This is a genomic window from Roseibium sp. Sym1, from assembly GCF_027359675.1.
GTDB lineage: Bacteria > Pseudomonadota > Alphaproteobacteria > Rhizobiales > Stappiaceae > Roseibium.
The window spans coordinates 2,341,428-2,367,316 of the sequence record NZ_CP114786.1; the positions used below are offsets into that span (position 1 = coordinate 2,341,428).

Consider the following 25,889-nt stretch of genomic DNA (forward strand, 5'->3'; position numbering starts at 1 on the left):
GAACGGGACGCGCCCTCATATCCCCAGCCGGTCCCGCATCCGGTAAACCAGGACGGAGGGGGCCAGGAACCAGGGCGTGCCGGTGTAGAGCGGGCGGGTCGGAAAGGGAATGCGCTCGAAGGCCGACGGGGTCTTTTCCAGGCCTGTCGCCTTTTGGCCGATGCGCATGCCGAGATAGCTCGCCATGCCGACGCCCGAGCCGCAATAGCCTCCGGCGAAATAGAGCCCGTCGTCTTCGCCGGCATGCATCAGCGTGTCGAACGTGTAGCCGACGAAACCCATCCAGGCGTGGCTGATCTTCACAGTCGCCAACTCCGGGAAAAGCGCCGTCATGTCGCGGTGGAGTTTCAGGGCGCTGTTGCGCGGGTCGGTTTCGCTCAAGGAGACCCGGCCGCCGAAGAGCACGCGCTTCCGGTCCGGCGACAGGCGGTAATAATAGACCAGCTTCCTGGTGTCGGAGAGCACCCGGTCGGTCGGGAACAATCTGTCGACGGTTTCCTTCGGCAGCTCCTCGGTTGCGATGACGTAGGAGCCGATGGGGATGATCCGGCGCTGGTGCCAGGGTGACAGCGCGCCGGAATAGCCATTGGTGGCCAGGATCACCTTGCCGGTCCTGACCGTTCCCTCGCTGGTCTGGACCTCGAAGCCGGTGGCAAGACGCTCGATGGACAGCACCCGGCACGCGCCCTTGACCCGTGCTCCGGACGCCAGCGCCTTGTTCAGCAGGGACGGGTGGTAGGCCGAGACGTCCACGCTGCAGTGATGCGGAAAGACGATGCCGCCGTGATAGGCGTCGGTGCCGAGTTCCGCAGCCATTTCCGCTTTTGGCACCATGAAGGTGTCTGTCTTCCAGACCGGGTGGCCGGCGGCACACTCCTGTTCCAGTTTCCGGTAGAGATGCGGCTTGTGAGCACCGTGGAACCGGCCGACTTCCCTGAGGCCCATCTCGATGCCGTCTTCCCGCGAAAGCGCGTGCATGTAGTCGAGCGAGGCCTGGGCCTCCTGGCAGAGCTGTGTCGCCAGCTCCTTGCCATAGCGCTTTGCGAGCGTTGCAAAGGAGGGTTTGAGACTGGTCGAGAGCTGGCCGCCATTCCTCAGGCTGCAGCCCCAGCCGGGATGTTCGGCATCGAGCACCAGCGTGCCCAGGCCTTCGCCTGCGGTCTGCAGCGCGGCGTTCAGGCCGGTATAGCCGGCACCGACGATCAGGACATCAGTTTCAGGAGGCAGGGCCAAATCGGGCAAGGTCACCTTGGGGGCGATGTCCTGCCAGTAAGGCGTCATCCTGTAGCCGTCTGCGAACAGTTCCCGTGCCATCGACATCTCTTATGCGGCTCGCGTGTCTTGAAGGATCATGTCGGATCCCTTCTCGCCGACCATGATTGCCGGGGCATTGGTGTTGCCGGAGGTGACCGTCGGAAAGATGGAGGCATCGACCACCCGCAGCCCGTCAATTCCGTAGACCTTCAGCCGTGCGTCGACCACGTTTTCCGCAGCGTCCGGTCCCATGCGGCAGGTGCTGACCGGGTGGAAGATGGTGGAACAGCGGTTGCGGACGTCCTCCAGCATCTGTTCGTCCGACTGGATCGCGGGACCGGGCATGATTTCCTCGTCGATGACCGATTGCAGCGCCGGGCTCGCCGCGATCCGGCGCATCAGCCGGCTGCCCTCGATCATCTCGCTGAGATCGCGGTTGGTGCTGAGCGAATTCGGATGGATCTCCGGCGGATCGAAGGGGTGGCCTGAGCGCAGGCAGATATGGCCGCGGCTGGTCGGGCGGGTCGGCTGAAAGCCAAGCAGGAAACCGGGGAACGGATCCGGGTTCATCAGCGGGCGTTTTCCCTTGGGGGCCCTGGTGTAGCTGACCGGGGAGAAATAGAGCTGGATGTTCGGCCGCTCGGCTTTCGGATTGCCTTTGACGAAGCCGCCGGCCTGGTTGACGCTGAGCGACAACGGCCCGCTGCGGGTCAGCACATAGCGGATGCCCTGTGCCAGCTTGCCCCACCAGGGGTAAAGCTGCTGGTTCAGCGTCGGCACTTTCGAGCGGTAGAGATAGTCGAGGCCGAGATGATCCTGCAGGTTCTTGCCCACAGCGGGACGGTGAACCAGCGGAGGGATGCCCTTGGCCCGCAGCTCCTCGCCGTCGCCGATCCCTGAGAGCATAAGGAGCTGCGGCGAGTTGACGGCACCGGCGCTGAGGATGACTTCCCGGCGGGCCCGGACTGTCTTCTCCGCGCCTTGCTGGCGATAGACGATACCGGTGGCGCGGCCGTCTTCCAGGAGCACGCGTGTGGTATGGGCCTTCGTCTCGATGCAGACATTCCGGCGTTTCCTTGCCCGGGAGAGATAGGCCCGGGCGGTGGACATGCGAAAGCCGTCGCGGGCGGTGATCTGGTAGAGGCCGACGCCTTCCTGGGTCCGGCCGTTGAAATCCGGATTGCGGCTGAAGCCGGCTTGCTCGCAGGCCTCGATGAAATTCCCGCAGAGCGGATGCACGCTTTTGTCCGTGCTGGAAACGTGGAGTGGTCCGTTGCCGCCGCGATAGTCGTCGGCACCGCCCTCGTTGCATTCCGAACGCTTGAAGAGGGGCAGGACATCGTCCCAGCCCCAGCCCGGATTGCCCATTGCCTTCCAGTCCTCGAAATCCGCGTGCTGGCCGCGGATATAGACCATGGCGTTGATCGAGCTGGAGCCGCCGAGCACCTTTCCGCGCGGCCAGTAGCCCGAGCGCCCGTTGAGGCCCGGATCGGGTTCGGTGTGGTACATCCAGTTGATCGACTTGTTGTAGAACGCCTTGCCGTAGCCGATCGGCATCCAGATCCAGAAATTCAGATCCGATCCGCCTGCTTCCAGCAGGCAGACGGTGTATTTTCCGTCCTCGGAAAGTCGGTCGGCCAGAACCGCTCCGGCGGAACCGGCGCCGACGATGACAAAGTCGAACTCCGCCATGAAAACTCCTATTGAGCGGACCTGTCGCGCTGGATGAGGATGGAGAGAAGCGCCAGCAGGCCGGAGCCGACCATGAGCACGAAGGAGACCGCGTTCAGAACCGGGGTCGAGCCGACCTTGGCCATGCGGTCATACATGGTGATTGTCAGGGGAGCTTCCGAGCCGACGAGAAACAGCGTCGTGTTGAAGTTCTCGAAGGAGACCAGGAAGGCGACGATGCCGGCGGCGATCATGGCCGGGCGCAGGAACGGCAGCGTAATCGTGCGCAGCACCCTCGCGCGGCTGGCGCCGAGATTGAAGGCGGCCTCCTCCATGGTCTCGTCGAATTTCTTCAGCCGGGCCGTGATCACCAGCGAGGTGATGGTGGCGATGAAGGAGAACTGGCCGAGCACCACCAGAAGGATGCCGGGGCGCAGAAACTCCAGTTCCAGGTCGAAACGGTTCTCGACGTAGTTGGCCGTGTCGCTGGCCAGCACCAGAATGGAAATGCCGAGGATCACGCCGGGGATCACCAGCGGCACCACCATCATGATGTAGAAGAAATTCTTGCCCGGGAACTCGCCGCGCACGAACAGGAACGCGTTGGTGGTGCCGACAAAGACGGAGAGGGCCGCCACGAAGATGGCGATGACGAAGGAATAGTAGAGCCCCTGCAACAGGCGCCGGTCGTGGAACATGCCCAGTTTCGGCTCGGTGTCGGAGAAGAACCAGTCGAGCGTGAAGCCCTGCCAGGGCAGTGCCGGGAACAGGCTGTCGTTGAAGGCAAAGGCCCCCGCAGAGATCAGTGGCGCGGCCAGGAAGATGAAGAAGGCGACGACGTAGAGCCGGTAGCCGAGCAGGAACGGAGAAGGTTTCTTTTGCGCGAGCATGATCGTTCTCCTCCTCAGCTCTTGGCGACGGTGTTGGCAAGCGTCTGGCCGGACAGCTTCAGGCCGAGCCAGATGACGATCGAGGTGAACAGCAGGAGCAGCATGCCGAAGGCGGCGCCGCCTTCCCAGTTGAAGCGCGTGATGAACTGGTTGTAGATCTGCTCGGTGAACCAGGAGGAATTCTTGCCGCCCAGCAGGATCGGCGTCAGGTAGGAGCCGGCCGTCAGCATGAAGGTGACGATGCAGCCGGCGACGATGCCCGGCATGGCGTAGGGGACGATGATCCGGCGCAGGACGGTGAAGCCGCTGCCGCCGAGATTGTAGCCCGCCTCGATCATGGAATTGTCCATGCCGTCGAGGGTGGACACCAGCGGCACGATCATGAACAGGATCACGGTATAGACGAGGCCGACAATGACGGCGGCGTCGTTGTAGAGGAATTCCACCGGCTGGCCGATCAGGCCTGTCCAGAGCAGGAAGTTGGAAATCACCCCGGTCTCGCGCAGGAGCAGGATCCAGCCGAAGGAACGGATCAGGTCGGAGACCCAGAGCGGGATCAGGCAGAGCAGGAACAGTCCGCCGCGGGCGCGGGGTCCGGCGATCTTGGCGATGTAATAGGCGATCGGAAAGCCGATCAAGAGCGCCAGGGCGGTCACCAGCAGGGACATCGACCCGGTGCGCAGAAGCGTGTTCCAGTAGATCGGTTCGTTGATGAATTCCAGGTAGTTGGCGAAGCTGTATTCATAGACGCGCGGGGCGACCTTTTCCTTCAGCGACAGCACCACCATGCCGATATGGGGGAGGATGATCAGGAGCACGATCCAGAGCGCGAAGGGCGCGAACAGCAGGATCAGCATCAGCCGCTTGATGTCCCTGTTCTGCATCACGCGCCCTCCTGGCGGGCAAAGCACATGGCCTGTCTGGACGACCACACCAGGCGGACATCCTCGCCGGGTTTCAGGTCGTTGTCACCGGTGAGGGTCACGTCGGATTCGATCAGCTCGCCGCTGCCGGTGCGCACCAGAACGCGGCTGTTGGCACCGTTGAAGAGCAGGCTGTCGATGACGCCCTCCAGCTGGTTGTCGCCGTCGGCACCACCGGCGGACGTGTTGGACGCCCGCACGGTCCTGATGAATTCCGGCCGCACGAAAATGTCGACCCTGGCGCCGTCGCGGATGGTCTGGCCGGCGCCGGCGGAAAAGCTCATCGGCAGGCCCTGTTCGGTTTCCACCTTGCCGCCGGTGCCGTCGCTGGTCTTCACGGTGCCGGACCAGCGGTTGCTGTCGCCGACGAAGCCGGCGACGAAAGCGGTCTTCGGGCGGTGATAGAGTTCCTGGGGTGTGCCGATCTGTTCGAACTCACCCTGGTTCATGATGGCGACATTGTCGGACATCACCAGCGCTTCGGACTGGTCGTGGGTGATGTAGATGAAGGTGGTGTTGAACTGGTGCTGCAGCAGTTTCAGCTCGATCTTCATCGCCTCGCGCAGCTTCAGGTCGAGCGCGCCGAGCGGTTCGTCGAGGAGAAGTACATCGGGGTCGAGCACCATGCAGCGTGCAATGGCGATGCGCTGCTTCTGGCCTCCGGAAAGCTGGTGGATCTCGCGTTCGGCGACATCCGGCAGGGCGATGCGCTCCAGCACGTCATGGACCTTGCGTTTGATGTGGTCCTTGCCGAAGCCGGCGCAGCGGAGGCCGTAGGCAATGTTCTCGTAGACATTCATCATCGGGAACAGCGCCAGGTGCTGGAACACCATCTTGACGTTGCGCCGGTTGGGCGGAACGCCGAGCACCGACTTGCCCTTGATCCTGATGTCGCCGCCGCTCGGTTCCTCGAAGCCTGCGATCATGCGCATCAAGGTGGTCTTGCCACAGCCCGACGGTCCGAGGATGGAGAAGAAGGACCCGCTCGGAATGTCGAAGGAGACGCCCTTCACGGCCCGGACGGGTCCGAAATTCTTGGCAATGTCGAGACATTCAAGGTCGTAGGTCGGATTGTCTTGTTTCATGAATGCGCCAGCTGGAAGGAAGTGGGGGCGGGAACACCGTTCAATGCGGCGTCCTCGTTTCAGCGTCCAAGGGTCTGACCCCGGGACCCCTTTGACGATGAGGCTGTCAGGGCGGGTGGCGCTGACAGCCCCGTTTTTCGGATCAGGTGGCGGGATCAGCCGCCGGTGGCTGCCTTGATCTTCTCAAGCGTCTTGCCTTCCATGTCCTCCACGCCCGGGGGAATGTTGGCGAAGAACTTCAGATTGTCGATGTCGGCATCGGTGAAGGCGGCGTTGACGGCGGCCTTCTTGTCCTCCGGCAACAGGTCCTTGCCGCCCTTGACGGCCGCGATGGCGCCGGTGCTGGCGGACATCAGGGTGACGTTTTCCGGGCGCAGCACGAAGTTGATCCACTTGTAGGCGGCGTCATCGGCCTTGGCCTTGCGCGGCAGGGCGAAGGTGTCGATCCAGGCAAGCGCGCCTTCCTTCGGCGGCACGAAGACGATGTCCGGGTTCTGGTCGTAGAGCTTGTAGGCGGTGGAATCCCAGGTTTCGGATGCCACGATCTCGCCCGACAGCATCATGGCAGAAAGGTCGTCGCCGCCCTTCCAGTAGGCCTTGATGTTGCCCTTGCACTCGATCAGCTTGTCGGCAACCTTGTCCAGGATGCCCTGGTATTTCTCGAGGTCGGAATAGGCCGCGAACGGATCCTCGCCCATGGAGAAGGCGGTGCCGAGCAGGATGGTGCGCTTCAGGCGCATCGAGGTCTTGCCCTTGTAGGCCGGGTCGCAGAGATCGGCCCAGCTCTTGAAATCGGCGGCCTTGCTCTTGTCGGCCATCAGGCCGGACGTGCCCCACTGGTGCGGTACGGCATAGACCTCACCCTCGATCGTGGTGTTGGCCTTCACGCCGTCCAGAAGCTTGGCTTCCATGACGCTCGTGTCGATCTTGGAAAGATCGAGCGGCTTGTAGATGTCGTATTCGAGCTGCGCCGCGTAGATGCGGTCGTGGCTCGGCTGGGCAAGGTCGAAGCCCGCGCCGCCGGTCGCGCGCAGCTTGGCGATCATTTCCTCGTTGTTGGAGAAGGTGACCTCGACATCGATGTCCGGATATTCTTCTTCGAATTTCTGGACCAGTTCATCGGGCGCGTAGGAGCCCCAGGTCAAAAGGCGCAGGGTTTCCGCCTGGGCGGAGCCTGCACCGGCAAGCATGGTTGCGGCCAAAAGGCCAGTAAGTGTTGTCTTGAAATGCATGACGTCCTCCTGAATTCACGCAGCACCGTAAAAAAGCCTAGGATTGAATTGGCCTGCCAAATATATCCATTGCAGATAATTTAGCAGTCCAATTGTTCGACCCGGCCGGTTAGCGGTTGCAGTATTCCGGCAGGATCGTCTTCAGTACCTGAACGCCCTTTTTGATCTCTTCCGGCGCGCAGCTGCCGAACCCGAGCACGATGCCGCGCTGCGGGATTCCGGTGAGCGCATAGCGGGAAAGCGGCACGGTCGTGATGCCATGCTCGGCGGCTCTGGCGACGAGTTTGCCTTCATCGACACCGGGTGACAACAGGCCAACGGCATGAAAGCCGCTGCTGGCCGGTTGCAGGTCGATATCGCCGGCAAGGTCCCGGGCCTCCTCCATCAGGGTGTCGTGGCGGCTCTTGTAGAGCTGGCGCATGGTGCGGATGTGGGTCGCGAACATGCCCTCGTCCATGAATTCGGCGACGATGGCCTGGGTAACGGTCGGCACGCCGCTCAGCCAGGTCAGGCAGACCTTCTCGAAGCTGTCGACGAGGCCTTCCGGAACGAGGACGAAGCCGAGCCGAAGCGCCGGGAAAAGGGATTTCGAGAACGTGCCGACATAGATCACGCGGCCATGGGTGTCGATGCTCTTCAGGGTCGGCGGCGGCTGGTCGCCGTAATAGAATTCGCCGTCGTAATCGTCCTCGACGATCATGGCATCGGCTTCGTTGGCGGCCTTCAGGAGCGCCAGCCGCCGCGACAGGCTCATGACATGGCCGAGCGGCTGCTGGTGCGAGGGCGTGACGAAGGCGAGCCGGAAGTGCGGGGCCTTGGCCAGGCCGTCCTCGACACTGAGCCCTTCCAGGTCGACATCGACCGGAACCGGATTGGCACCTATGGCGACAAAGGCGTTGCGGGCGCCGATCGCTCCGGGGTTCTCGAACCAGATCGGTTCGCCGGGATTGACCAGCATGCCGCCGACCACGGAAAAGGCGCGCTGGGCGCCGTTGGTGATGAAGACCTGCTGCGGGTCGCACTTGATGCCGCGCGAGGCGTTGAGCTGACGGGCGATGGCGCGGCGGAGCGGCATATAGCCGAAGGGTTCGCCGTAGCCTGCAATATGGTCCCGGTCCTTGCGCCAGTGCCGGGCGGACAGCTTGGCCCATTGCGCCATCGGGAAGGCGTCGAGCGCAGGCAGGGCGGTGACGAACGCCTGGGACTTGTGCGGCAGGCGGGATCTCAGGGTGAAGTCCGGAATGGCGTGGCGGGTGGCATGGGACAGGCGTGGCTCCACCGGAGCCGTGTCGCTGACTTCCTGAGAAGGTCTCGGCGCAAGGCGGGCATTGAGCGCCTCGCTGACAAAGGTTCCGGCGCCGACCCTTGCTTCCAGAAGGCCTTCCGAGATCAGCCGGTCGACCGCGTCGATGACCGTTGTGCGCGAAACGCCGATTTCCTGCGCCAGGGTCCGGGTTGCCGGCAGCCGGTCGCCCGGCGTCAGGGCTCCGGTCAGCAACAGGTCGCGCAGGGCCATGTAGAGCTGGATGGAAATTTTCCTGTCGGCTGTCTTGTCGATCTTGATCGACGACAGCACCGCACCTGCATGACGTTTCATCTAGAGGATGCCCATTCAATCTAGGTTCATTTGACCGGTGCGGTTGCGTTTGCTGACGAGGCGGGTTGCGCGCGGTGGGGTGGTTCCACCACAAGCGCAAGCCAACGTGGTCAGCGGACGCAAAAGCCCGGCCCTCCGGGTGACGCAAAGCAGTCCATCGGCAGCGTTACGCCGCTTGACCGATGTACCGCATCGCACTTCGCGACGCGCCTCGCCGAGTGAACTGCTTTTCGACATCAAATGATCCTGGATTGAGTGGACAGGCTCTGGCGCTCCAAATTGGTATGAGAATTTGCGCAAAACGGACCTTAATTCAAGTCCAATTCCGGGTAGGTTCGGCAGAGAGCCAAAATCAAACCTGCCGGGAAGGACCTGTCACCGGGTCCGTGCAAGACATGAAAATCCAATCAATAGAAACATTTACCAATGAATTTGTCTGCTTCGTGCGGGTGACGGCCGACAGCGGTGCGACGGGCTGGGGGCAGGTGGCGCCCTATTGCGCCGACATCACCGCGGAGGTGGTGCACCGTCAGGTCGCGCCTTATGCCCTGGGCGCGGACGCCTTTGACATCGCCCACCTGATGGACATCATTCCGGACCGCGAGCACAAGTTCCCCGGCGCCTATCTGCGCCGCGCCATGGGCGGGCTCGACACCGCCCTGTTCGACCTGCGCGGCAAACTGGAAGGCAAGCCGGTCTGTGAACTCATCGGCGGCACGCCGGGCAAGGTGCGCGCCTACGGCTCGTCGATGAAGCGGGACATCACGCCCCGCGACGAGGCCGACCGGCTGAAAAAACAGCAGGACCGGTACGGCTTCGATGCGTTCAAGTTCCGGATCGGCGCGGAATGCGGCCGGGACCAGGACGAATGGCCGGGCCGGACGGAGGAGATCGTGCCGGTCATGCGCAAGGCCTTCGATGACAATACCGCGCTGCTGGTCGATGCCAATTCCTGCTATTCGCCGGCGAAGGCCATCGAAGTGGGGCACCTCCTGCAGGACAACGGCATTTCCCATTACGAGGAGCCCTGCCCCTACTGGCATTATGACCAGACCAAACAGGTGACCGATGCGCTGGAGATCGATGTGACCGGCGGCGAACAGGATTGTTCGCTTGTGGACTGGAAGCGCATGATCGACGGGCGCGTGGTCGACGTGATCCAGCCGGATATCTGTTACCTCGGCGGCATGGTGCGCACCATGCAGGTGGCGCGGATGGCGCACGAGGCAGGCCTGCCCTGCACGCCGCACGCGGCCAACCTGTCGCTGGTGACGCTGTTCACCATGCATCTGCTCAGGGCCATTCCGAATGCCGGCAAGTACCTGGAATTCTCCATCGAGGAAGAAGACTATTATCCCTGGCAATACGGTCTGTTCCGGTCCTCGCCCTATGAGATTGTCGACGGCCATGCGGTCGTTACCGACGCGCCGGGCTGGGGCGTCGAGATCGACCCGGAATGGCTGGCGAAATCCACCTACAAGATCAGTTCCTGGGAGCGCTGAGCATGCTAACTGCCAACGAACTTCTGGAAGAATATGCCGAAACCGGCACGCTTTCGGCGCTGCCGCTCGGCCATTTCATCGACGGCACCTTCACCCAGCCGTCGCACAACCGGACCATGGACAGCTTCGATCCGGGGCGTGGCGAGGCCTTTGCCCGGTTCACGGCCGGAACGGCCGAGGATGTCGATCAGGCAGTGCAGTCGGCCCGAAGGGCCTTCGAAACGGTCTGGCGGGACATGGCGCCGGTCGAGCGCGCCCGTATCCTGCAGAAGGCGTCGCAGCTGATCCTCGACAATCTCGACCTGCTGGCCGTGACCGAGACCCTGGACAGCGGCAAGCCGCTGCAGGAGGCGATGGGTGACGTGCGCGGCGCGGCGCGAACGTTCGAATATTACGCCGGCGCCTGCGACAAGCTGCAGGGTGACAGCTTTCCACTCGGGCCGGACTATATCGGCTACGCCATCCACGAGCCGGTCGGCGTGACGGCGCATATCATTCCGTGGAACTTTCCGATTTCGACCGCCGCCAGAGGTTTCGCGCCTGCCCTTGCGGCGGGCTGCACGGTTGTCGCCAAGCCTGCGGAGCAGACACCGTTCACGGCTCTGATGCTGGCGAAGATCCTGAGCGAGGCCGGTCTGCCGGACGGTGTCTGCAACGTCGTCACCGGCACGGGCGCGGAGACCGGAGCGCCGCTGACTTCCCATCGGCACGTCGACCACATCACCTTCACCGGCTCGGTGCAGACGGGCCGGACGGTGATGAAGGCGGCGGCCGAAGACATCACCCGGGTGGTGCTGGAACTCGGCGGCAAGTCGCCGGTGGTGGTGCTGGCCGATTGCGACAAGGAGCAGGCCCTCGACGGGGTCATCGGCGCGATCTACGAGAATGCCGGCCAGATCTGTTCGGCGGGTTCGCGCCTGGTGATCGAGAAAAGCATCCACGGGGACTTCGTCGCCGAACTGGTTCGCCGTGTGAAAACCCTGAAGCTTGGGCACGGCCTTGAGCAGCCGGATGTCGGTCCGGTGAATTCCGCCGAGCACCTTGCCAGGATCGCGGGTTTTGTCGACCGGGCGAAAGAGCGCGGCGCCCATATCGCCGTCGGCGGCTCCGTCACGAAGGACCCGGCAACGGGCAAGGGCTGGTTCTTCGAGCCGACCATCGTCGACGCGGTCGCCGCCGACGACGAACTGGCGCAGGAGGAGATCTTCGGGCCGGTGCTCACCGTGCAGGTCGCCGAGGATGCGGATCACGCGCTGGAGCTGGCCAATGACTGCCAGTACGGCCTGGTCGCCGGCATCTACACATCCGATTTTGCCCGGGCCCATCGGTTCGCGCGCAAGATCGACGCGGGACAGATCTTCATCAACGAGTATTTCGCCGGCGGCATCGAGGTGCCGTTCGGCGGCAACAAGAAATCCGGCTTCGGCCGGGAGAAGGGCCTGGAAGGACTGAAGAGCTACTGCAAGACCAAGAGCATTGCCGCCAGGATCGCCTGAACAGATATGCCGTTTCCTCCCCTGGGCCGGTTCGCATCGTCGAACCGGCCTCTTTTTACGCAGGTGGGGTGAGCAATCATGCGGGTTGCGGCGAAAGGGGGCTTGTGTTGACGGACCGATGAGCCAATGATGGGGACAGCGCTACCGAACGTGGATCAAAGGCAGAAACTTGTCTCTCATGCGCTTGTGTCATGCCCCCATCCGGACCACGCCGCTTCCGCGGGCTTTTAGTGCCTGTGGCAGTGGTCTCCTTCAGCTTGCTCTTCTGCTTCTGTTGCTGTCGTGCATGGCGGCTCAATCGGCAACCGATCCCTTTGCCGAAAAACGCATGGCCCTGGTGGTCGGCATTGCCGGCTACGAGAACGCGCCCGATCTGGCCAACACGACCAATGACGGCAAGCTCATCTCGGACACGCTCAACGAATTGAATTTCAGGGTGTCGGAACATTTCGACATCGGTCTGGCCGAGTTCCGTGACCTGTTGGAACAGTTCGCCTTCGAGGCGGAAACGGCAGATGTCGCCCTTGTCTACTACGCGGGTCACGGGATCGAGGTCGGCGGACGCAACTACCTGGTTCCCGCGGATGCCAAGGCGAGCAGCCGTCAGCAGGTCGCCGATACGTCCGTTTCTCTCGACGATATTCTGGCGGCGGTCGACAAGGCCCGGCAGCTCAGGATCGTGATCCTGGATTCCTGCCGCAACGATCCCTTCGCGGATCTCGGCGGCAGCCGCGAGACGCTCACGGTCGACAACAGAAGCGCCCGTCAGGGGCTTGCACCGGCCTCGCCCGAGCGCGGAACCCTGGTTGCCTATGCCGCGGAAGCCGGAGCCGTTGCCCTGGACGGCGCAGGTGACAACAGTCCCTTCGCGATGGCACTTGCGCAGACCCTGAAGACACGGGATCTTGAAATCGGACTTGCCTTTCGCAAGGTCCGGGACACGGTCCTGAAGACGACCGGGAACGCGCAGGAGCCACACACTTACGGATCGCTGTCCGGCAAACCTTATTTCCTCGCCGGGACCAGCCAGGAGGTCAATGTCCTGGAGGCCTCCGCGCGCAAGAATGCCTGGGGCCGGCTGGAAATCGACCAGGAAGAACAGTTGCAGGTGGCGGCAAGGGAAGGCGACAGCAGGGCGTTGAAGGGGCTTGCCTACATGCGCCTCAATCCGGACGAGGACCGCTATGACCCGGCGCGCGCGGCGGCGCTGCTGGAACAGGCCGCCGATGCCGGAGATCCCGAGGCCATGTTCGAGCTTGCCCGCATGTACGAACGCGGCATCGGCGTCGAGCAGGATGTCGACAGGGCCCTGGAGCTGTTCCGCAAATCGGCAGCCGAGGGCTTTGCGGATGCGATCAACGATCTCGGCTTTCTTCACTACCAGGGCGGGCTGGGCATCGTGCGCGATCCCAAGAAGGCGATCGAGCTGTTCGGACAGGCGGCGGACCAGCGGCACCCTGAAGCCATGTTCAACTATGCGGCTCTCATTGATGACGGTGTCGTGGAGGGCAAGAAGCCTGACGACGCGGCGGAATATCTCTATCGCGCCCTGAGATCGGGCAACGAGGAGGTCCTGGGGCAGTTGTCGGAAAACCCGAAGATGTTCAAGGCCGAGACGCGCAGGTCCCTGCAGCGAAAGCTGTCCGAACGTTCCTTTTATACGGGCAGCATCGACGGCCAGTTCGGACCGCAGACTCAGCGCGGTCTCCGCAAGGCCTATGGCCTTTCGGATTGACGAGTCCGAGGCGGACCTTCTTCTGGATAGCTTGCTTTCGCAGAGTAATTTTGAGACTATTGTATTTGGTCAAGATTTTATGATTGAAGTTAATGGAATCTGACTACTATTGAGTGTGTTTTGGAAATTTGCCAATGTAAAAATATGTAATCCAGTAGAATTTATTCGCTTTCAGTATTTTCATAATATTTGATTCCGATTTTCAGACATCTGATTTTTTTAAATGAATGTCGAGATTTGTTGAGGTGAAACATGTTCAAGAGCAAAATCAGTGCCGGCCTTCTTGCCGCGTGCATGGCTGGGCAGCTTGTGGCGGCGTCAGCCAGCCCCGCAAATGCAATGGTGTTGCCTGCCGGACCATCGCCGCTACCTTTTGAGGACGGCAAAGCGCTCCCGAATGACCTGCTGCTTGTTCAGTACAATTCCAGTGAAAGCATGAGCTCCAGTTCGTCCAGTTCGCCTTCCTATGCCGGCGAAAGGGATCCGCGGTTGAGCGCTTCCGACGGACTGAGCGACCGGGTTACGCGGGGCGTTGTCTGGCTCATCGAGAGCGGCGGCAGGGAGTGCCAGGCCAACTTCCGCCCGGAATACCGCGTTGACTGTTTTCGAAACGTCCTGGCGCGGGCGGCGTCCACGATCGAAAACCGGCCAGGCTATCAGCCGGCTGCACGGGAACTCAGAAGCCTGTCCCGCAAGCTCGATCGTATTGTAACCCGCTATCAGGACCCAACCGCTCCACGCGTTTCACAGGGGCGGCGCTCCTATCGCGCGGTTGCCAAGGCCAGCCTTGAGCAGGCGAACAGGGAAGCCTCCGCCGCGATCGACGAAACCGTCACGAAGCTGCTGCGGTCAGCCGGGAATTCCGAAAAGCGCAAGACCCACTACTCGCAGATCGCCACGGCGGTCGGATCGTCAAAACGGTTGTTGCGGTCCTGAGGCGGATCGCAGCACTCAGTCGCCGGCCGGTGCAGCAGGGTCGTCGCCGGGTGACGGCCGGGCGGGGATCTCGCCGGGCTCGATGACCGGTGTTCTGCCTTTTTCCGGTGCCGGTTCGACCAGCTCGGCATCGCCGACGGGCGCGGGCTTCAGGACGCCGTCGCATTCGGTCATGATGCCGGCGGTTGTGTCCTGCTGTTCCAGCGGGCGCTCCTCTCCCGGTGTGACGACGCAGTCGCCGGTGGGCTGGTCGGCCTCCGCCGGATATCCAAGAAATACAATGGCGGCGACCGCCAGGACGGTTGTCCCGGCACACAGGCTGTTTCCCCTATTTCGTAAAAGGGCCATGACGTCCTCCTGAATGCTGTCTCCCTGGAAAACGCGCTTGGGGCAAAGTGGTTCAATTGCGGGGAGCATCAGACCCTGGTCGTCACAGGCCTGCACGGGTTTTCACGACTTGTTTTGCGAGTGCAGCCCTTCCAGAGTCGGAGCCAGACAAGGGGATTCGGCATGGACTGGAGAATATCAAGCCCGGCGATCGTGACCGCCGCCAACGCGTGCGCCGTGGTAATCGCGATCGCAGGTTCGGTGTTGCCGCCGCAGGCCGGGCTCACCTCCGGTGCGCAGGCGGCGGCCGGCGTCGGGATCCTGATGGCCGTTCTGTGGGTGACGGAAACCATCCCGCTCGCGGTGACGGCGCTGTTGCCGCTTGCGCTCTTTCCGCTTGCCGGCATCGCAACGATTGCCGATCTGTCGTCCTCCTATGCCAACCCGGTGATCTTCCTGTTTCTCGGCGGTTTCATGATCGCCAAGGCCATCGAGAAATGGGGACTGCACCGGCGCCTGGCCTTTGCGATCCTGGCGCGGACACACGGGGACCCGAAACGGGTTATCCTGTCGGTCATGGTCGCGACCGCCTTTCTCAGTCTGTGGATCAGCAACACGGCCTCAACCATGGTGGCGGCGCCGATTGCAGCGTCCATTGCCGCGCTTCGAGGGGAGAAGGACGGTTTCGGCACCGCTTTGATGCTGGGCGTTGCGTACGCGGCGACCATCGGCGGCATGGGCTCGCTGATCGGAACACCGCCCAACGCGCTTTTCGCCGCCTATATGGAAGACGCCCATGGCATCGTCATCGGCTTCGCCGAATGGATGCTTGTCGGCCTTCCGGTCGTGATCTTGTTGTTGCCGCTGACATGGATGTTCCTGACGCGCTTTACCTTCACCATGGGAACAGAGCCGATCGAGGTTTCCATTCCGCCCTCCGAGCCGCTGTCGGCAGGACAGAAGCGCCTGGCAATCGTAGCTGCCCTGACGGCCAGTGGCTGGATGCTTCGGCCGCTGCTTTCGGAGGCGTTGCCCGGTCTTGGCATAAGCGATGCGGGCATCGCGATGACCGGGGCGCTCGCGCTGTTCGTGATCAGTGCGGGCAATCGCACGGGTGCTCGACTGCTGGATTGGGAGACGGCCGCGAACCTCAGGTGGGACGTCCTCATCCTGTTCGGCGGCGGGTTGTCGCTCGCCTCCGCTATCGAACGGACCGGTCTGGCCGGCTGGATCGGGCAGCAGGCACAAGGTCTGGAGGGGCTGCCGACACTCTGGATCCTGCTCGCCATGGCGCTCATCATCGTCTATCTCGGAGAACTCGCCTCCAACACGGCGATGGCGGCGATCTTCCTGCCCGTGGCCGGTGCCGCAGCCGTCGGCATTGGCGCCGATCCGCTGACCTTCGCGCTGCCGGTGGCGATGGCCGCCTCGATCGGTTTCATGCTGCCGGTCGCGACCCCGCCAAACGCGATCGTCTTTGCCAATCCCTGCGTGACCCGTCCGGATATGCTCCGGGCAGGCGCACCGCTCGATCTCATCGGTATTCTTGTGGCGCTGGCGGCAGGGTCGCTGCTCGGACCGGTCGTGTTCTAGGCGGCAGTCCGGCCCTAGGCGTTTCGGTCAGGACGGCTGCCTGGAGTCGATCCGGCCTGGTGCGCCGAAGGAATAACCGACGCCGTAGACCGACTTGATCGGCTGTTCGGCCGATGTTGAATCGGTGATCTTGCGCCGCAGCCGGCTGACGACCGCGTCGAGATGCCGGTTGTCGAACTGGGTTTGGCGCCGGGACAGGATGCTGGAGAGCTGATCCCGTGTGCAAGTGGCGCCGGAATGCTCGATCAGGGTACTGACAAAGGTGTTTTCGGTTGCGGTCAAGCGGATCACCTTGCCGTCCGGTGCCAGGAGCTTCCACGCGGTCGGGTCCAGCTGCCATTGCTGAGGTGAGGGATCCTCGGTTTCGGGCGCGAGCCGCCGCAACAGGCTCTGCACGGCCGCGGAAATTTCCCGCAGGCTGGTGTGTTTGACCAGGTAGATGTCGGCGCCGCTTTCGAACCCCTGAACACGGCTTTCCGGATCGCCATGGGCCGTCAGCATGATGATGCCGCAGTTCAGCCGGGCGCGGATGTCCGTTGCCAGCTCGAAGCCGTTGCCGTCGGGAAGGGAAATGTCGAGGATGATGACATCGGGCAAGACGGGCTCGGCAAGCACGGCATACATGTCGGCCGCCGTTCCGGCGCCCTGAGCCTCGAACCCGTTCAGGCACATGTAGTCCACCAGATCCGCGCGCAGGGCGTTTTCGTCCTCGACGATGAGAATCCTGCTCATACCGCCTCCATGGTCAGTTGCTCCAGGACACGATTCGGCAGGGAGCCGGCCGCGGGCAGATGAACGCGGGCAAGCGTGCCGCCGTTTTGGCGCGGCCGCAGTTGGAGCCTGCCGCCGTGATACCCGAGCAACTGCCTGCAGGTGTGAATACCGAGGCCGCTGCCGCCGGTGCCGCTGGTGTTGGACGCACGGTAGAAACGCTGGCCGACCAGGCCGCTCTCCTCCGCGGGAATGCCGATGCCGCGATCGGCGACCTGGATGACCAGCATGTCGTCCCGGATGGAAATGGTGATCTCGACGGCATCCGAGCCATCGGAATATTTCAGGGAATTGTCTATCAGGTTGACGATCACCGTCTTCAGCATTTCCACATCCGTGCTGAAGGCTGGCAGCCGTGCAGCGGCATCGAAGATCAGGCGATTGCCGAGAGCGGCATGATCGAAATGCTGCTGGATTTCCCGTATCAGCGCGGGCATATCGACCGTCTCGATTTTCAGGACACCTTCTTGCTGGCGCTCGCTCGACAGGAACCGGTCGATCAGCATGGTCATGCGGGACACCGCCTCGTCTATGCCCCTGATCCGTTTGGAAACGGCTTCCTGGGGACTGGGGAGCAATGTTGACAGCATCTCGCTGGCGTAACGGATCGCCGCGAGCGGCGTTCGGAATTCGTGGCTGACCATGCGCATGAGCTGCCGTTGTTCCTTGCGGGCGGTCTTCTCGCCTTCCAGGCTCGCCGACAGCTCCTGTTCCAGCTGGCGCCTGATGGCAACTTCGCGCGCAAGGGCCGTGTTGCGGTCGCGCAGGTCCATCGACAGGCGCATGCCGACCATGAAGACCAGGCAGATGAAGAAGCCGACAATGAACATGTGACCCTGGAAGAAATACCAGGCGTTGATGTCCGAGAGCACCCGGCTGTTCGCGACGGTTGCGGGGTTCAGGTGGACCAGTGCGCTCTGCAGCAGACTTGCACCGACATATTCGGCGAGCAGGGCGATGGTGATCCAGCGCAGGAAACGCGGTTGGCTCCGGTCCATGGCAAGCGTGCGGATCATCAGGCTCATCATCACGACGGTAAAGGCCGTCGAGGCGTGAATGCGAAACGCAAGGCTGTCGGGAATGTAGATGACTGCCGCGGTCCAGGAAACGAACTGGGCGGCCAGGCAGGCAATGCCGATCCACAAATTGCGCCTTTGGCCGAGAAAGCGCGCCAGCCCGTCGGCCCACAGGACCAGGCCAAACTTGATGACCATGTTGTCCGTGACGATGCGCAGGAGGGACGGATCCGGACCCCTTTGCAGATAGAGAAACAGGCCCACCGCGACGGCGACGAACCCGGCGGCTATGACCTTCAGTTCGTAGATATGCCGCCAGAAAATCCACACGAGCATCCAGGCGATTGCCATGAAGGTCGTTGTGGCGAATTCCAGGAGCAGCATTGTCTTGAGGTCGATCATGGTCTTGTGATGGCCGAACACTGCAATCGGTTCAAGTCACAGTTTGGTGCCACGGACTAAAGCAGCCTTGTTTTTAGGCAGGTGTCACCGAAAAGAGGCAACTCCCGTCAGATTCCGTCAGAATTGATTAGTATTGGTAGGTGGAATTCACCTGCCGTGCCGATTGTAATCAGCCCGATGTTCGTTGTCGTGGGCGTGACGACGTAGCGTTGGGGGCATAGGGAGATGGCCAGCGAGACCGGATATTTCGGCATGGCGGGTGCTGAGATGATGGCGGTCCGTCAACCGGAGGCATGTCCGGGCTCCTCTCCCGATACCTGCAGCATCACTTCCAGGACAGGGCGGCGAACCTGTGGCTTTGGCCGCGGGCAAGCCGGCGGCCGGCTCGTATGTCGGAACCCTTCCGAGGGGCTTCTGCCCGGCATTCCCGAAGATGCGGAGTTTTGCGCTGCCAACGCCGTCAGACCGGCGTTGACCGCCAACCAATCCCTTGCCGCCATCCACCGAAGGCCAACGCTGTTCGGATCCTGTTAGAGGAACTTGTCATGCATAGATATTTTGGAAAGCAGGGTCTGAGAACTGTGGCTACGGCTGCAATTTCAAGGCGAAAAACGGTGCTGCTGACAACCGTTTCCGTTGCCTGCCTGACCAGCCTGCAAACCGCGCTTGCCGACGACTGCGTTGAGGACAGTGTCTCCATCACTTGCGATTTCACGGAACCGAATTCTGCCGACAACATCTTCTATCAGGCTGCAGGTACCCAGCCAGATGGAGACGGCAAGGATATCTCCATCACGAACTCCGCCCCGCAGCAAGCGAACCTGCCCACTTCGTTCGGCGACGCATTCAATTTTTCAGTCTGGTATATGCAGACGAGGGGTAATCCCGGCGTGGACAGTGGCCCCGGACAAGATGGCGGCGACATCACGATCCAAAACAACAACGGTTTTCTGATCAGTGTCGACCAGCCGGGCTCGTCAGTCACGGGGCCAGTCACGGGCGTCTCGGCCGATTCCATCGGCGGGAATGGCGATCTGAGCAATGATGACAACAATTCGAACGGCGGCGACGGCGGAGATGGCGGAGATATTTCGGTCACGCTGGACAACGCATACAACAGCGATTTCAGCTATTCCGTCTCCGGCAGTTCGGCCAACGGGTTCAAGCTCATCAGTATTGGCAGTTACGGTGGCAAGGGCGGCGATCAAAACAATGCCCTTTTTGACGATCAGCATGGTGGAAGCGGCGGTGACGGGGGATCCGTTCGCATTGAGAATTCGTCCGACAGTCCTTTCCAGATCGGTTCCAGCTCAAGCCGCTATACAAGCGCCGGCACCGGTGGGGGATTGATAGCAAGCTCCACCGGCGGCGGCGGCGGCTGGAAAAATGGCGACGCGGGCTCAGGCGGCACGGTCGTGATAACGAACGAAACAGCCGGAGCCATCTATTGGCAAACCACTGATATCGAAGGAACCGGCCTCTTCGCTCTGGCAGGTTACAGCCTCGGCGGCAACGGTTACCTATCGTCGGATTACAGCGACAACGGCGGCGACGGTGGTGCTGCTGGCGACGTCACAGTCAGGAACCATGCTCATTTGCTGCTGGACGTCGCAGGTTCGAACCATGAGGCCAGTGCCGCTGTCCTTGCAAAAAGCACCGGTGGAAATGGCGGGACAGGCCCTTTGGAGGACAGCTCCGGCGGCAATGGCGGGCAGGCGGGCGATGTTACGATCGAGATTTCTGATGGCGGCAGCGTGCTTACAAGGGGCAATGAGGTCTTCGGGGTTGTCGGCCAAAGCATCGGTGGGAACGGCGGGGACGGCGGCGATGGGACGGCTCTGGCCGGCACGGGTGGCGGCGGCGGATTTGGCGGCGACGCGGGCGATGTAACGTTCGAGCTGGAATTTGATCTTGGCGACGACAGCGGCTTGGCACTTGTCGAAACGACGGGCGACTACTCATCGGCTGTTGTTGCTCAGTCCATCGGCGGTGGCGGTGGTACAGGCGGTGATTTTGTCAGTGTCTTGGGTGGCCAGTCCGGAAACGGCGGCAATGGTGGCAACGCGGGAGATGTGCTGGCCCATGTCCATACCGACGGGAGTTTTCCGCTAACCACTGCGGGAGACCATGCATTCGGCGTTGTGGCGCAATCTATTGCAGGCAGTGGCGGAGCCGGAGGCGCGAACACCTCCACGATTGCGAGCCTCGGCGGGGACGGTGCCGGTGGCGGGACTGTTGGCAATGCGACTGTCAACGCAAGAGGCCACTATTCCACGCAAGGGTTTAATGCGCATGCCTTTGTTGTTCAGTCCATCGGCGGCGGCGGCGGCGCAGCCGGGTCTGCCACGGGGCTTGTAAGTGTCGGCGGAAATTCCTCCGGATCGACCAAATCCGACGGTGCCGGTGCCGGATTTTCAAACACGGGGACGATCGTAACAAGCGGCGATGCCTCAGTTGCCGCGGTCGTTCAGTCCATCGGCGGCGGCGGCGGATCGGGAGGAGATGCCGCCGGGATTGCCGGGGTTGGCGGCAAAGGCGCCGGCGGAGGAAATGGCGGTGCCGTCGCAGTCTCCAATATCGGCGAGCTGCAGACGTCGGGGGACTGGTCGGCCGCTGCGATCTTTCAATCGGTCGGCGGCGGCGGCGGCAACGGCGGCGGCTCGACAACGCTCTCCAGCATCGCTTCGATCGGTGTCGGCGGTGCCGCGGCGGGAGGCGGCGACGGGGGGACGGTTTGCGTCGACAACACCGCAACCTGCGGCGCGACCGGCTCCAACAACGCCTTTGTCCCCTACGTGCCTGATCTTGAAGACCCGGACAATGACGATGACGGCTGGGGGGCGATCGTCACCGCCGGAGATTTCGCACCAGGAATGATCGCGCAATCCGTCGGTGGCGGCGGCGGCACCGGCGGCAGCGCCAAGAATTTCAGTTCCTCTTCCTATGTGGCGCTTCAGACCGGAGGCATGGGCGGGGCCGGCGGGCGCGGCGGCGATGTAACCATCCGCCAGAGAAACCTCTCCGTATCAACGGCCGGTGCACAGTCCAACGGCGTGATTGCCCAGTCCATCGGCGGTGGCGGCGGTACGGGCGGCAATGCCAGCTATCGAAACGCCTCGGTAGGCTTCAATGCGGCGCTGATTGTCGGCGGCAGCGGCGGCGTGGGCGGTGACGGCAAATCGGTCACCGTCGATCTCACCGGCAGCAACATCGTCACCGGGCTCGCGGCACAATCGACGGGCGGCAGCGCTCCAGGCGATTCCATCGGCATTCTTGCCCAGTCGGTCGGCGCCGGCGGCGGATCCGGGGGCTCGGCCTCCGCGAGTGACTTCCTGGTCGCCGTGCCGACGGGAACCGGTGTTCCCGTTGCCTTCAATTTCCAGTCCGCGGTCGGTGGAAACGGCGGCAATGCCGGCAATGGCGGTGCCGTCTCCGTGAGTTTCGACAAGGATTCCGCGCTGACGACAATCGGCGACGCTTCGCACGGCATTCTTGCGCAATCGATCGGCGGTGGCGGCGGCAGGGGCGGCGATGCCAGCACGCTGACAACGACGCTTGGAGACAAGGACACGGTGGAAGTTACCGCCGGGACGGCGCTGGGTGGCGGCGCCGGCAACATCATGCATGACATCAACAACAACTATGATTTCGTGACGTCCGGCGGGGGCAATGGCGCCACGGTCACGGTTGAGCTCGGAACCTACGGGGCGGAGAGCAATTCTTCCGACACGAGTGCCTCGAAACTGACAACCGCGGCCCCCGGCGGAACCCTGCTGACGGTTGGCGACAATGCCCATGGCGTTCTGGCGCAATCGATCGGCGGCGGCGGCGGCGATGGCGGGATCGGCAACAGCGACACCTATTCCCAGGGCGGTGTCGCCTCCGTGGATGCAAAAATCGAGCTCGGCGGCAAGGGCGGAGCCGGCGGAAGTGGCGGCCGCGTTTCGGTTCATAACTATGCCGGTTACACGGTGCAGACCCAAGGCTCGGGATCGAACGGCCTCGTTGCGCAGTCGATCGGTGGCGGCGGCGGCAACTCGCAAGGGGGCACGCTCTATCTCGCAGCCAGCTCTGAAGGGTATTCGGGAACCGTGGATGTCGGCGTCGGCGCCACAGGTGGAAGCGGCGGCGACGGGGGAAGCATCTATGTCGAGCAGTATGGTGTTGTTGAAACCTTCGGCGGCGACGCGGACGGTGTGGTGCTGCAATCGATCGGTGGCGGCGGCGGGATCGGCGGCTCGCTCGGCAACGATGCGTCTTCGCACAAGATCCTCGATTTTGTCAGCAATGCCGAAGCCGACATTCAGCGGTTGACCGATGCCGGTTCGTCCTACGAGTTGACGGTGGATGTCGGCGGCAAGGGCGGCAGTGGCGGCTCGGGAAACACCGCGCAATATTATCATGACGGCCGGATCACGACATATGGCGCCTGGGCTGATGGCGTTGTCGTGCAATCCATCGGCGGCGGCGGCGGACAGGGCGGAACTTCGGTCGCGGCACCCAGCAATATTACCGCGAATATCCAGGTCAGCGTCGGCGGCAAGGGTGGTTCCGGGGGAGACGGCGGCGAAGCTGCCATCTGGGTCAGGGGCAGCGACAGCAACGCGATCACTACCCATGGCTACGGCGCCTTCGGCATGCTGTTGCAGTCGATCGGCGGCGGTGGCGGCCAGGCAGGCGACGGGTCCAACAGTCTGGCGGGATCGATCGCCATCGGCGGTGATGGCGGGGGAACAGGCGGCGCGGGTGGCGATGGTGGTCACGTCTACACCTACGATAGCAGCAACATCGTCATTTCGACGGCAGGTGCCGACGCCTTCGGTTTTGTGGCGCAGTCCATCGGCGGTGGCGGTGGCCAGGGCGGCGTCGGCAGCAGTGAGCAGGCGACAAAGGTCAGCAGTTCGGAATTCAGCGTCTCAATCGGCGGCAAGGGTGGCGTGGCCGGCAATGGCGGCGAGATCGATCTGGACTTCGACGCCAGCATTTCCACCCATGGCAGGCGAGCGTCCGGGATACTCCTCCAGTCCATCGGCGGAGGCGGTGGCCTCGGCGTCACCGGCACGGTGCCGCAAGACACCGACCTGGCGATCGGCGGCACGGGTGGGGCGGCAGGCGATGGCGGTGTCGTCACGCTGGATCTTTTGGGCGGCAACGGCATTTTAACAAGCGGCTCCGGGGCCCATGGCATCATCGCCCAGTCCATCGGAGGCGGCGGCGGTCTGGGGGGCGATCCGACCGGCGGTCTTCTGACCATACGGGATGGAGAAGGCGAAGCGGCCTCCGGCGGCGCCAGCGGCGATGGCGGAACGGTGACGCTCAATATCGACGCACCGATCATCACGACAGGTTCTGAAGCATTCGGCGTCATCGTGCAGTCGATCGGTGGGGGCGGTGGCTACGGCGGTACCGCAAGCGGCGCCTTTGCAGGCGTGACCTCTTCGGACGGTATGGGAACCGGCGGGGATATCAACCTCACGGTCGGCAACACCATTGAGACAATCGGGCCGCAAAGCACGGCGGTCTTTGCACAAAGCCAGGGGCCGGACGGCAACGGCCAGATCGGGATCACCGTCGAAAGCGGCGGAACAATCTCGGGTGGTGTGCATGACGACACGTCCGCGATCTGGGTCGCCGGCGGACGCGATAATTCTGTTGTTCTCAGTGGAGATGCGGTCGTGCAGTCCGGCGCCTACCTGACCGGCATTGCCTATGACAACAACAACGCGGTGCTTTTCAACGGCAGCGGCACGACCGCGGAAGGTGCAACGCTGGATGTGACGGTCAATGGCAGCGCATCCCTTTATGGCGATGTTCTGCTCACCAATGATGACGGCAACACCGCGGGAACAGTCACCAACAATTCGTCGAACACACTTGCCGGCGGTTATCTCTATGGCGCTCATGTCGTCAACAATGGCCGCTTCGTTCTCAACCGGGAAGACAGCACCGGTACCACCGAGGTGACAGGAAATTTCGAGCAGACGAGCCAGGGTGAATTGTACGTTTCCGTCGACCTCAACAACACGCAGTCCGATCTCCTTGATATCGGTGGTGATGCCACGCTGGCAGGTACGCTCGGGGTCAATGCCATCAGTCTGCTGCCGGAACGGCAGACGCGTTTCCTGACCGTTGGCGGTACCGTTGCCGGTACGCTTGCAGCAAAAGATTCGCTGCTCTTCGACTATGCGATCGGCACGTCCGGGAATGACCATTATTTCTCGGTCGGATCTGCCGATTTTACCCCGGAAGGCGTTGTCATGACTTCCGACCAGACTGAACTCGCCGGTCACTTGCAACAGATCTGGAACGCGGGCGGGAATGAGGAGTTCGGGATCCTGTTCGGCGCGTTTGCCAATGCCGTGGACAATTCTTCGGGAAGTTATACGCAGCTTCTGGACGAATTCCGACCAAAAGCCGCGCTCGCGCCCGCGGTCGAGCAAGGGTTTCAGTCCCTTGCCTTCAGCAACTCGCTCATGAGCTGCCCGGTCTTTGAAGGCGGGAATGCACTGTTGAGCGAAGGCTCCTGTGTCTGGGCCCGCACGGCGGCCGGCACCGGATCCCGCTTTGCCGATGGAAATGCCCCCAGCTATAATTTCGACGCCTTGACCTATTCCATGGGCGCGCAGAAGGAAATCAGCCCGGGTTGGTTTGTCGGCGGGGCCGCCGCGCTTCACCAGAGCTGGCTGAGCCAATCTTCGAGCAATGTCAGCGGTGAGGGATTGAGCGGCTTCGCTGGCGTCAGTCTGAAACACGAGATCGGCGACTGGACCCTGGCTGGTGCCGTCTCCGGCGGCTACGGCAGCTATGACATAGACCGCAGGATTTCTCTGGCGGGGATCTCGGAAACGGTTTCCAGTTCACCGGATGTTTTCAGCGGCGGCATCCGCGCAAGGATCGCCCGTTCGTTTGCGGCAACCAGTTTTTATGCCAAGCCCTATGTCGATCTGGACGCCGTCTACACCCATGTTGACGGGCATCGGGAAAGCGGGACCTACGGCCTCAGATATGAGGGATCCGGCGACTGGAATTTCGCGGCTTCACCGTCCCTGGAAATCGGCAGCCGCTACACCTACCCGAACGGAACCGATCTCCGGTTTTTCGGGCGGGTCGGCATGACATTTCTGACGGAAGACACACGGGAAACAACGGCCCGGTTTACGTCGGCCCCCGCCGGCACGGGAATGTTCAAGACGTCGCTTGAACATGAAGACAAGTTTGCATCGGTCGGGGCGGGGGTGCAGGTCTCGTCCAAATCCGGATTTGATCTCCGGTTTGAATATGACGGCAACTTTTCCGACAGGCTCGCAACCAACAGCGGCTCTATCCGTCTCAGCATTCCGTTCTAGGCGACATGCGCTTCAGGCTGATTGTTGCCAACGAAAGCCGTGCGCACGCCGTCAAGGCGGCGGGCGGGCGCGGCAACTTCATTCGGGCGTCTTCAGGAAAACGAAACAGGCGA

Annotated in this window: 16 protein-coding genes; 6 read left to right on the forward strand and 10 right to left on the reverse strand. The window is 62.5% G+C overall.

Annotated features, from left to right (window positions below; all coding sequences use genetic code 11):
- Window positions 1-15: 15 nt before the first annotated feature.
- The 7 genes from O6760_RS10710 to pdxR all read right to left on the reverse strand — a co-directional run bounded on the left by O6760_RS10710 (window position 16) and on the right by pdxR (window position 8,652).
- Window positions 16-1,314: an NAD(P)/FAD-dependent oxidoreductase gene (locus tag O6760_RS10710; protein ID WP_269585360.1), complete on the reverse strand. Its 1,299-nt coding sequence runs from the start codon at window positions 1,312-1,314 to the stop codon at window positions 16-18.
- Between the two features lie 9 nt (window positions 1,315-1,323).
- Window positions 1,324-2,946, reverse strand: coding sequence for a GMC family oxidoreductase (locus tag O6760_RS10715; RefSeq protein ID WP_269585361.1), 1,623 nt, complete (start codon window positions 2,944-2,946; stop codon window positions 1,324-1,326).
- Between the two features lie 8 nt (window positions 2,947-2,954).
- Entirely contained in the window at window positions 2,955-3,815 is an 861-nt protein-coding gene (locus tag O6760_RS10720) for an ABC transporter permease (RefSeq protein ID WP_269585362.1), read from the reverse strand.
- A 14-nt stretch (window positions 3,816-3,829) separates the two neighbouring features.
- Window positions 3,830-4,699 carry an ABC transporter permease gene (locus O6760_RS10725; protein ID WP_269585363.1) on the reverse strand — a complete coding sequence of 290 codons (870 nt, stop codon included), beginning with the start codon at window positions 4,697-4,699 and terminating at the stop codon, window positions 3,830-3,832.
- Entirely contained in the window at window positions 4,699-5,823 is a 1,125-nt protein-coding gene (locus O6760_RS10730) for an ABC transporter ATP-binding protein (protein WP_269585364.1), read from the reverse strand. Before O6760_RS10730 ends, O6760_RS10725 begins: the two co-directional genes overlap by 1 nt.
- Window positions 5,824-5,978: 155 nt before the next feature.
- Window positions 5,979-7,055 carry an extracellular solute-binding protein gene (locus O6760_RS10735; RefSeq protein WP_269585365.1) on the reverse strand — a complete coding sequence of 359 codons (1,077 nt, stop codon included), beginning with the start codon at window positions 7,053-7,055 and terminating at the stop codon, window positions 5,979-5,981.
- A gap of 109 nt (window positions 7,056-7,164) precedes the next feature.
- A complete protein-coding gene (gene pdxR / locus O6760_RS10740) occupies window positions 7,165-8,652 on the reverse strand; it encodes a MocR-like pyridoxine biosynthesis transcription factor PdxR (RefSeq protein ID WP_269585366.1) in 1,488 nt (495 codons plus the stop codon).
- A gap of 395 nt (window positions 8,653-9,047) precedes the next feature.
- On the opposite strand from pdxR, the gene O6760_RS10745 reads away from it, so the two are divergent.
- The 4 genes from O6760_RS10745 to O6760_RS10760 all read left to right on the forward strand — a co-directional run bounded on the left by O6760_RS10745 (window position 9,048) and on the right by O6760_RS10760 (window position 14,321).
- Window positions 9,048-10,154: a mandelate racemase/muconate lactonizing enzyme family protein gene (locus O6760_RS10745; protein ID WP_269585367.1), complete on the forward strand. Its 1,107-nt coding sequence runs from the start codon at window positions 9,048-9,050 to the stop codon at window positions 10,152-10,154.
- Window positions 10,155-10,156: 2 nt separating this feature from the next.
- Window positions 10,157-11,650, forward strand: a complete 1,494-nt coding sequence (locus O6760_RS10750) for an aldehyde dehydrogenase family protein (protein WP_269585368.1) — start codon at window positions 10,157-10,159, stop codon at window positions 11,648-11,650.
- 286 nt (window positions 11,651-11,936) lie between these two features.
- Window positions 11,937-13,385, forward strand: coding sequence for a caspase family protein (locus tag O6760_RS10755; RefSeq protein WP_269585369.1), 1,449 nt, complete (start codon window positions 11,937-11,939; stop codon window positions 13,383-13,385).
- A gap of 252 nt (window positions 13,386-13,637) precedes the next feature.
- Complete coding sequence (locus O6760_RS10760) at window positions 13,638-14,321, forward strand: hypothetical protein (RefSeq protein WP_269585370.1); 684 nt, start codon at window positions 13,638-13,640, stop codon at window positions 14,319-14,321.
- 15 nt (window positions 14,322-14,336) lie between these two features.
- Here the strand turns inward: O6760_RS10760 and O6760_RS10765 are convergent, their stop codons facing one another.
- Complete coding sequence (locus O6760_RS10765) at window positions 14,337-14,669, reverse strand: hypothetical protein (protein WP_269585371.1); 333 nt, start codon at window positions 14,667-14,669, stop codon at window positions 14,337-14,339.
- A 162-nt stretch (window positions 14,670-14,831) separates the two neighbouring features.
- On the opposite strand from O6760_RS10765, the gene O6760_RS10770 reads away from it, so the two are divergent.
- Window positions 14,832-16,241: an SLC13 family permease gene (locus O6760_RS10770; RefSeq protein WP_269585372.1), complete on the forward strand. Its 1,410-nt coding sequence runs from the start codon at window positions 14,832-14,834 to the stop codon at window positions 16,239-16,241.
- A 27-nt stretch (window positions 16,242-16,268) separates the two neighbouring features.
- On the opposite strand, the gene O6760_RS10775 is transcribed toward O6760_RS10770, so the two are convergent.
- A complete protein-coding gene (locus tag O6760_RS10775) occupies window positions 16,269-16,973 on the reverse strand; it encodes a response regulator transcription factor (RefSeq protein ID WP_269585373.1) in 705 nt (234 codons plus the stop codon).
- A complete protein-coding gene (locus O6760_RS10780; RefSeq protein ID WP_269585374.1) occupies window positions 16,970-18,451 on the reverse strand; it encodes a sensor histidine kinase in 1,482 nt (493 codons plus the stop codon). Before O6760_RS10780 ends, O6760_RS10775 begins: the two co-directional genes overlap by 4 nt.
- Window positions 18,452-19,044: 593 nt before the next feature.
- Between O6760_RS10780 and O6760_RS10785 the strand changes: the two genes are divergently transcribed.
- The gene (locus tag O6760_RS10785) at window positions 19,045-25,776 is read left to right on the forward strand and encodes an autotransporter outer membrane beta-barrel domain-containing protein (RefSeq protein WP_269585375.1); all 6,732 of its coding nucleotides are present in this window, start codon (window positions 19,045-19,047) and stop codon (window positions 25,774-25,776) included.
- Window positions 25,777-25,889: the final 113 nt, after the last annotated feature.

Coding starts and splice junctions, on each gene's coding strand:
- O6760_RS10725 (WP_269585363.1), bottom strand. CDS start 4,699: ATGCAGAACAGGGACATCAAGCGGCTGATGCTGATCCTGCTGTTCGCG.
- O6760_RS10765 (WP_269585371.1), bottom strand. CDS start 14,669: ATGGCCCTTTTACGAAATAGGGGAAACAGCCTGTGTGCCGGGACAACC.
- O6760_RS10760 (WP_269585370.1), top strand. CDS start 13,638: ATGTTCAAGAGCAAAATCAGTGCCGGCCTTCTTGCCGCGTGCATGGCT.
- O6760_RS10770 (WP_269585372.1), top strand. CDS start 14,832: ATGGACTGGAGAATATCAAGCCCGGCGATCGTGACCGCCGCCAACGCG.
- O6760_RS10745 (WP_269585367.1), top strand. CDS start 9,048: ATGAAAATCCAATCAATAGAAACATTTACCAATGAATTTGTCTGCTTC.
- O6760_RS10750 (WP_269585368.1), top strand. CDS start 10,157: ATGCTAACTGCCAACGAACTTCTGGAAGAATATGCCGAAACCGGCACG.
- O6760_RS10735 (WP_269585365.1), bottom strand. CDS start 7,055: ATGCATTTCAAGACAACACTTACTGGCCTTTTGGCCGCAACCATGCTT.
- O6760_RS10730 (WP_269585364.1), bottom strand. CDS start 5,823: ATGAAACAAGACAATCCGACCTACGACCTTGAATGTCTCGACATTGCC.
- O6760_RS10755 (WP_269585369.1), top strand. CDS start 11,937: ATGGCGGCTCAATCGGCAACCGATCCCTTTGCCGAAAAACGCATGGCC.
- O6760_RS10715 (WP_269585361.1), bottom strand. CDS start 2,946: ATGGCGGAGTTCGACTTTGTCATCGTCGGCGCCGGTTCCGCCGGAGCG.
- O6760_RS10775 (WP_269585373.1), bottom strand. CDS start 16,973: ATGAGCAGGATTCTCATCGTCGAGGACGAAAACGCCCTGCGCGCGGAT.
- pdxR (WP_269585366.1), bottom strand. CDS start 8,652: ATGAAACGTCATGCAGGTGCGGTGCTGTCGTCGATCAAGATCGACAAG.
- O6760_RS10720 (WP_269585362.1), bottom strand. CDS start 3,815: ATGCTCGCGCAAAAGAAACCTTCTCCGTTCCTGCTCGGCTACCGGCTC.
- O6760_RS10710 (WP_269585360.1), bottom strand. CDS start 1,314: ATGGCACGGGAACTGTTCGCAGACGGCTACAGGATGACGCCTTACTGG.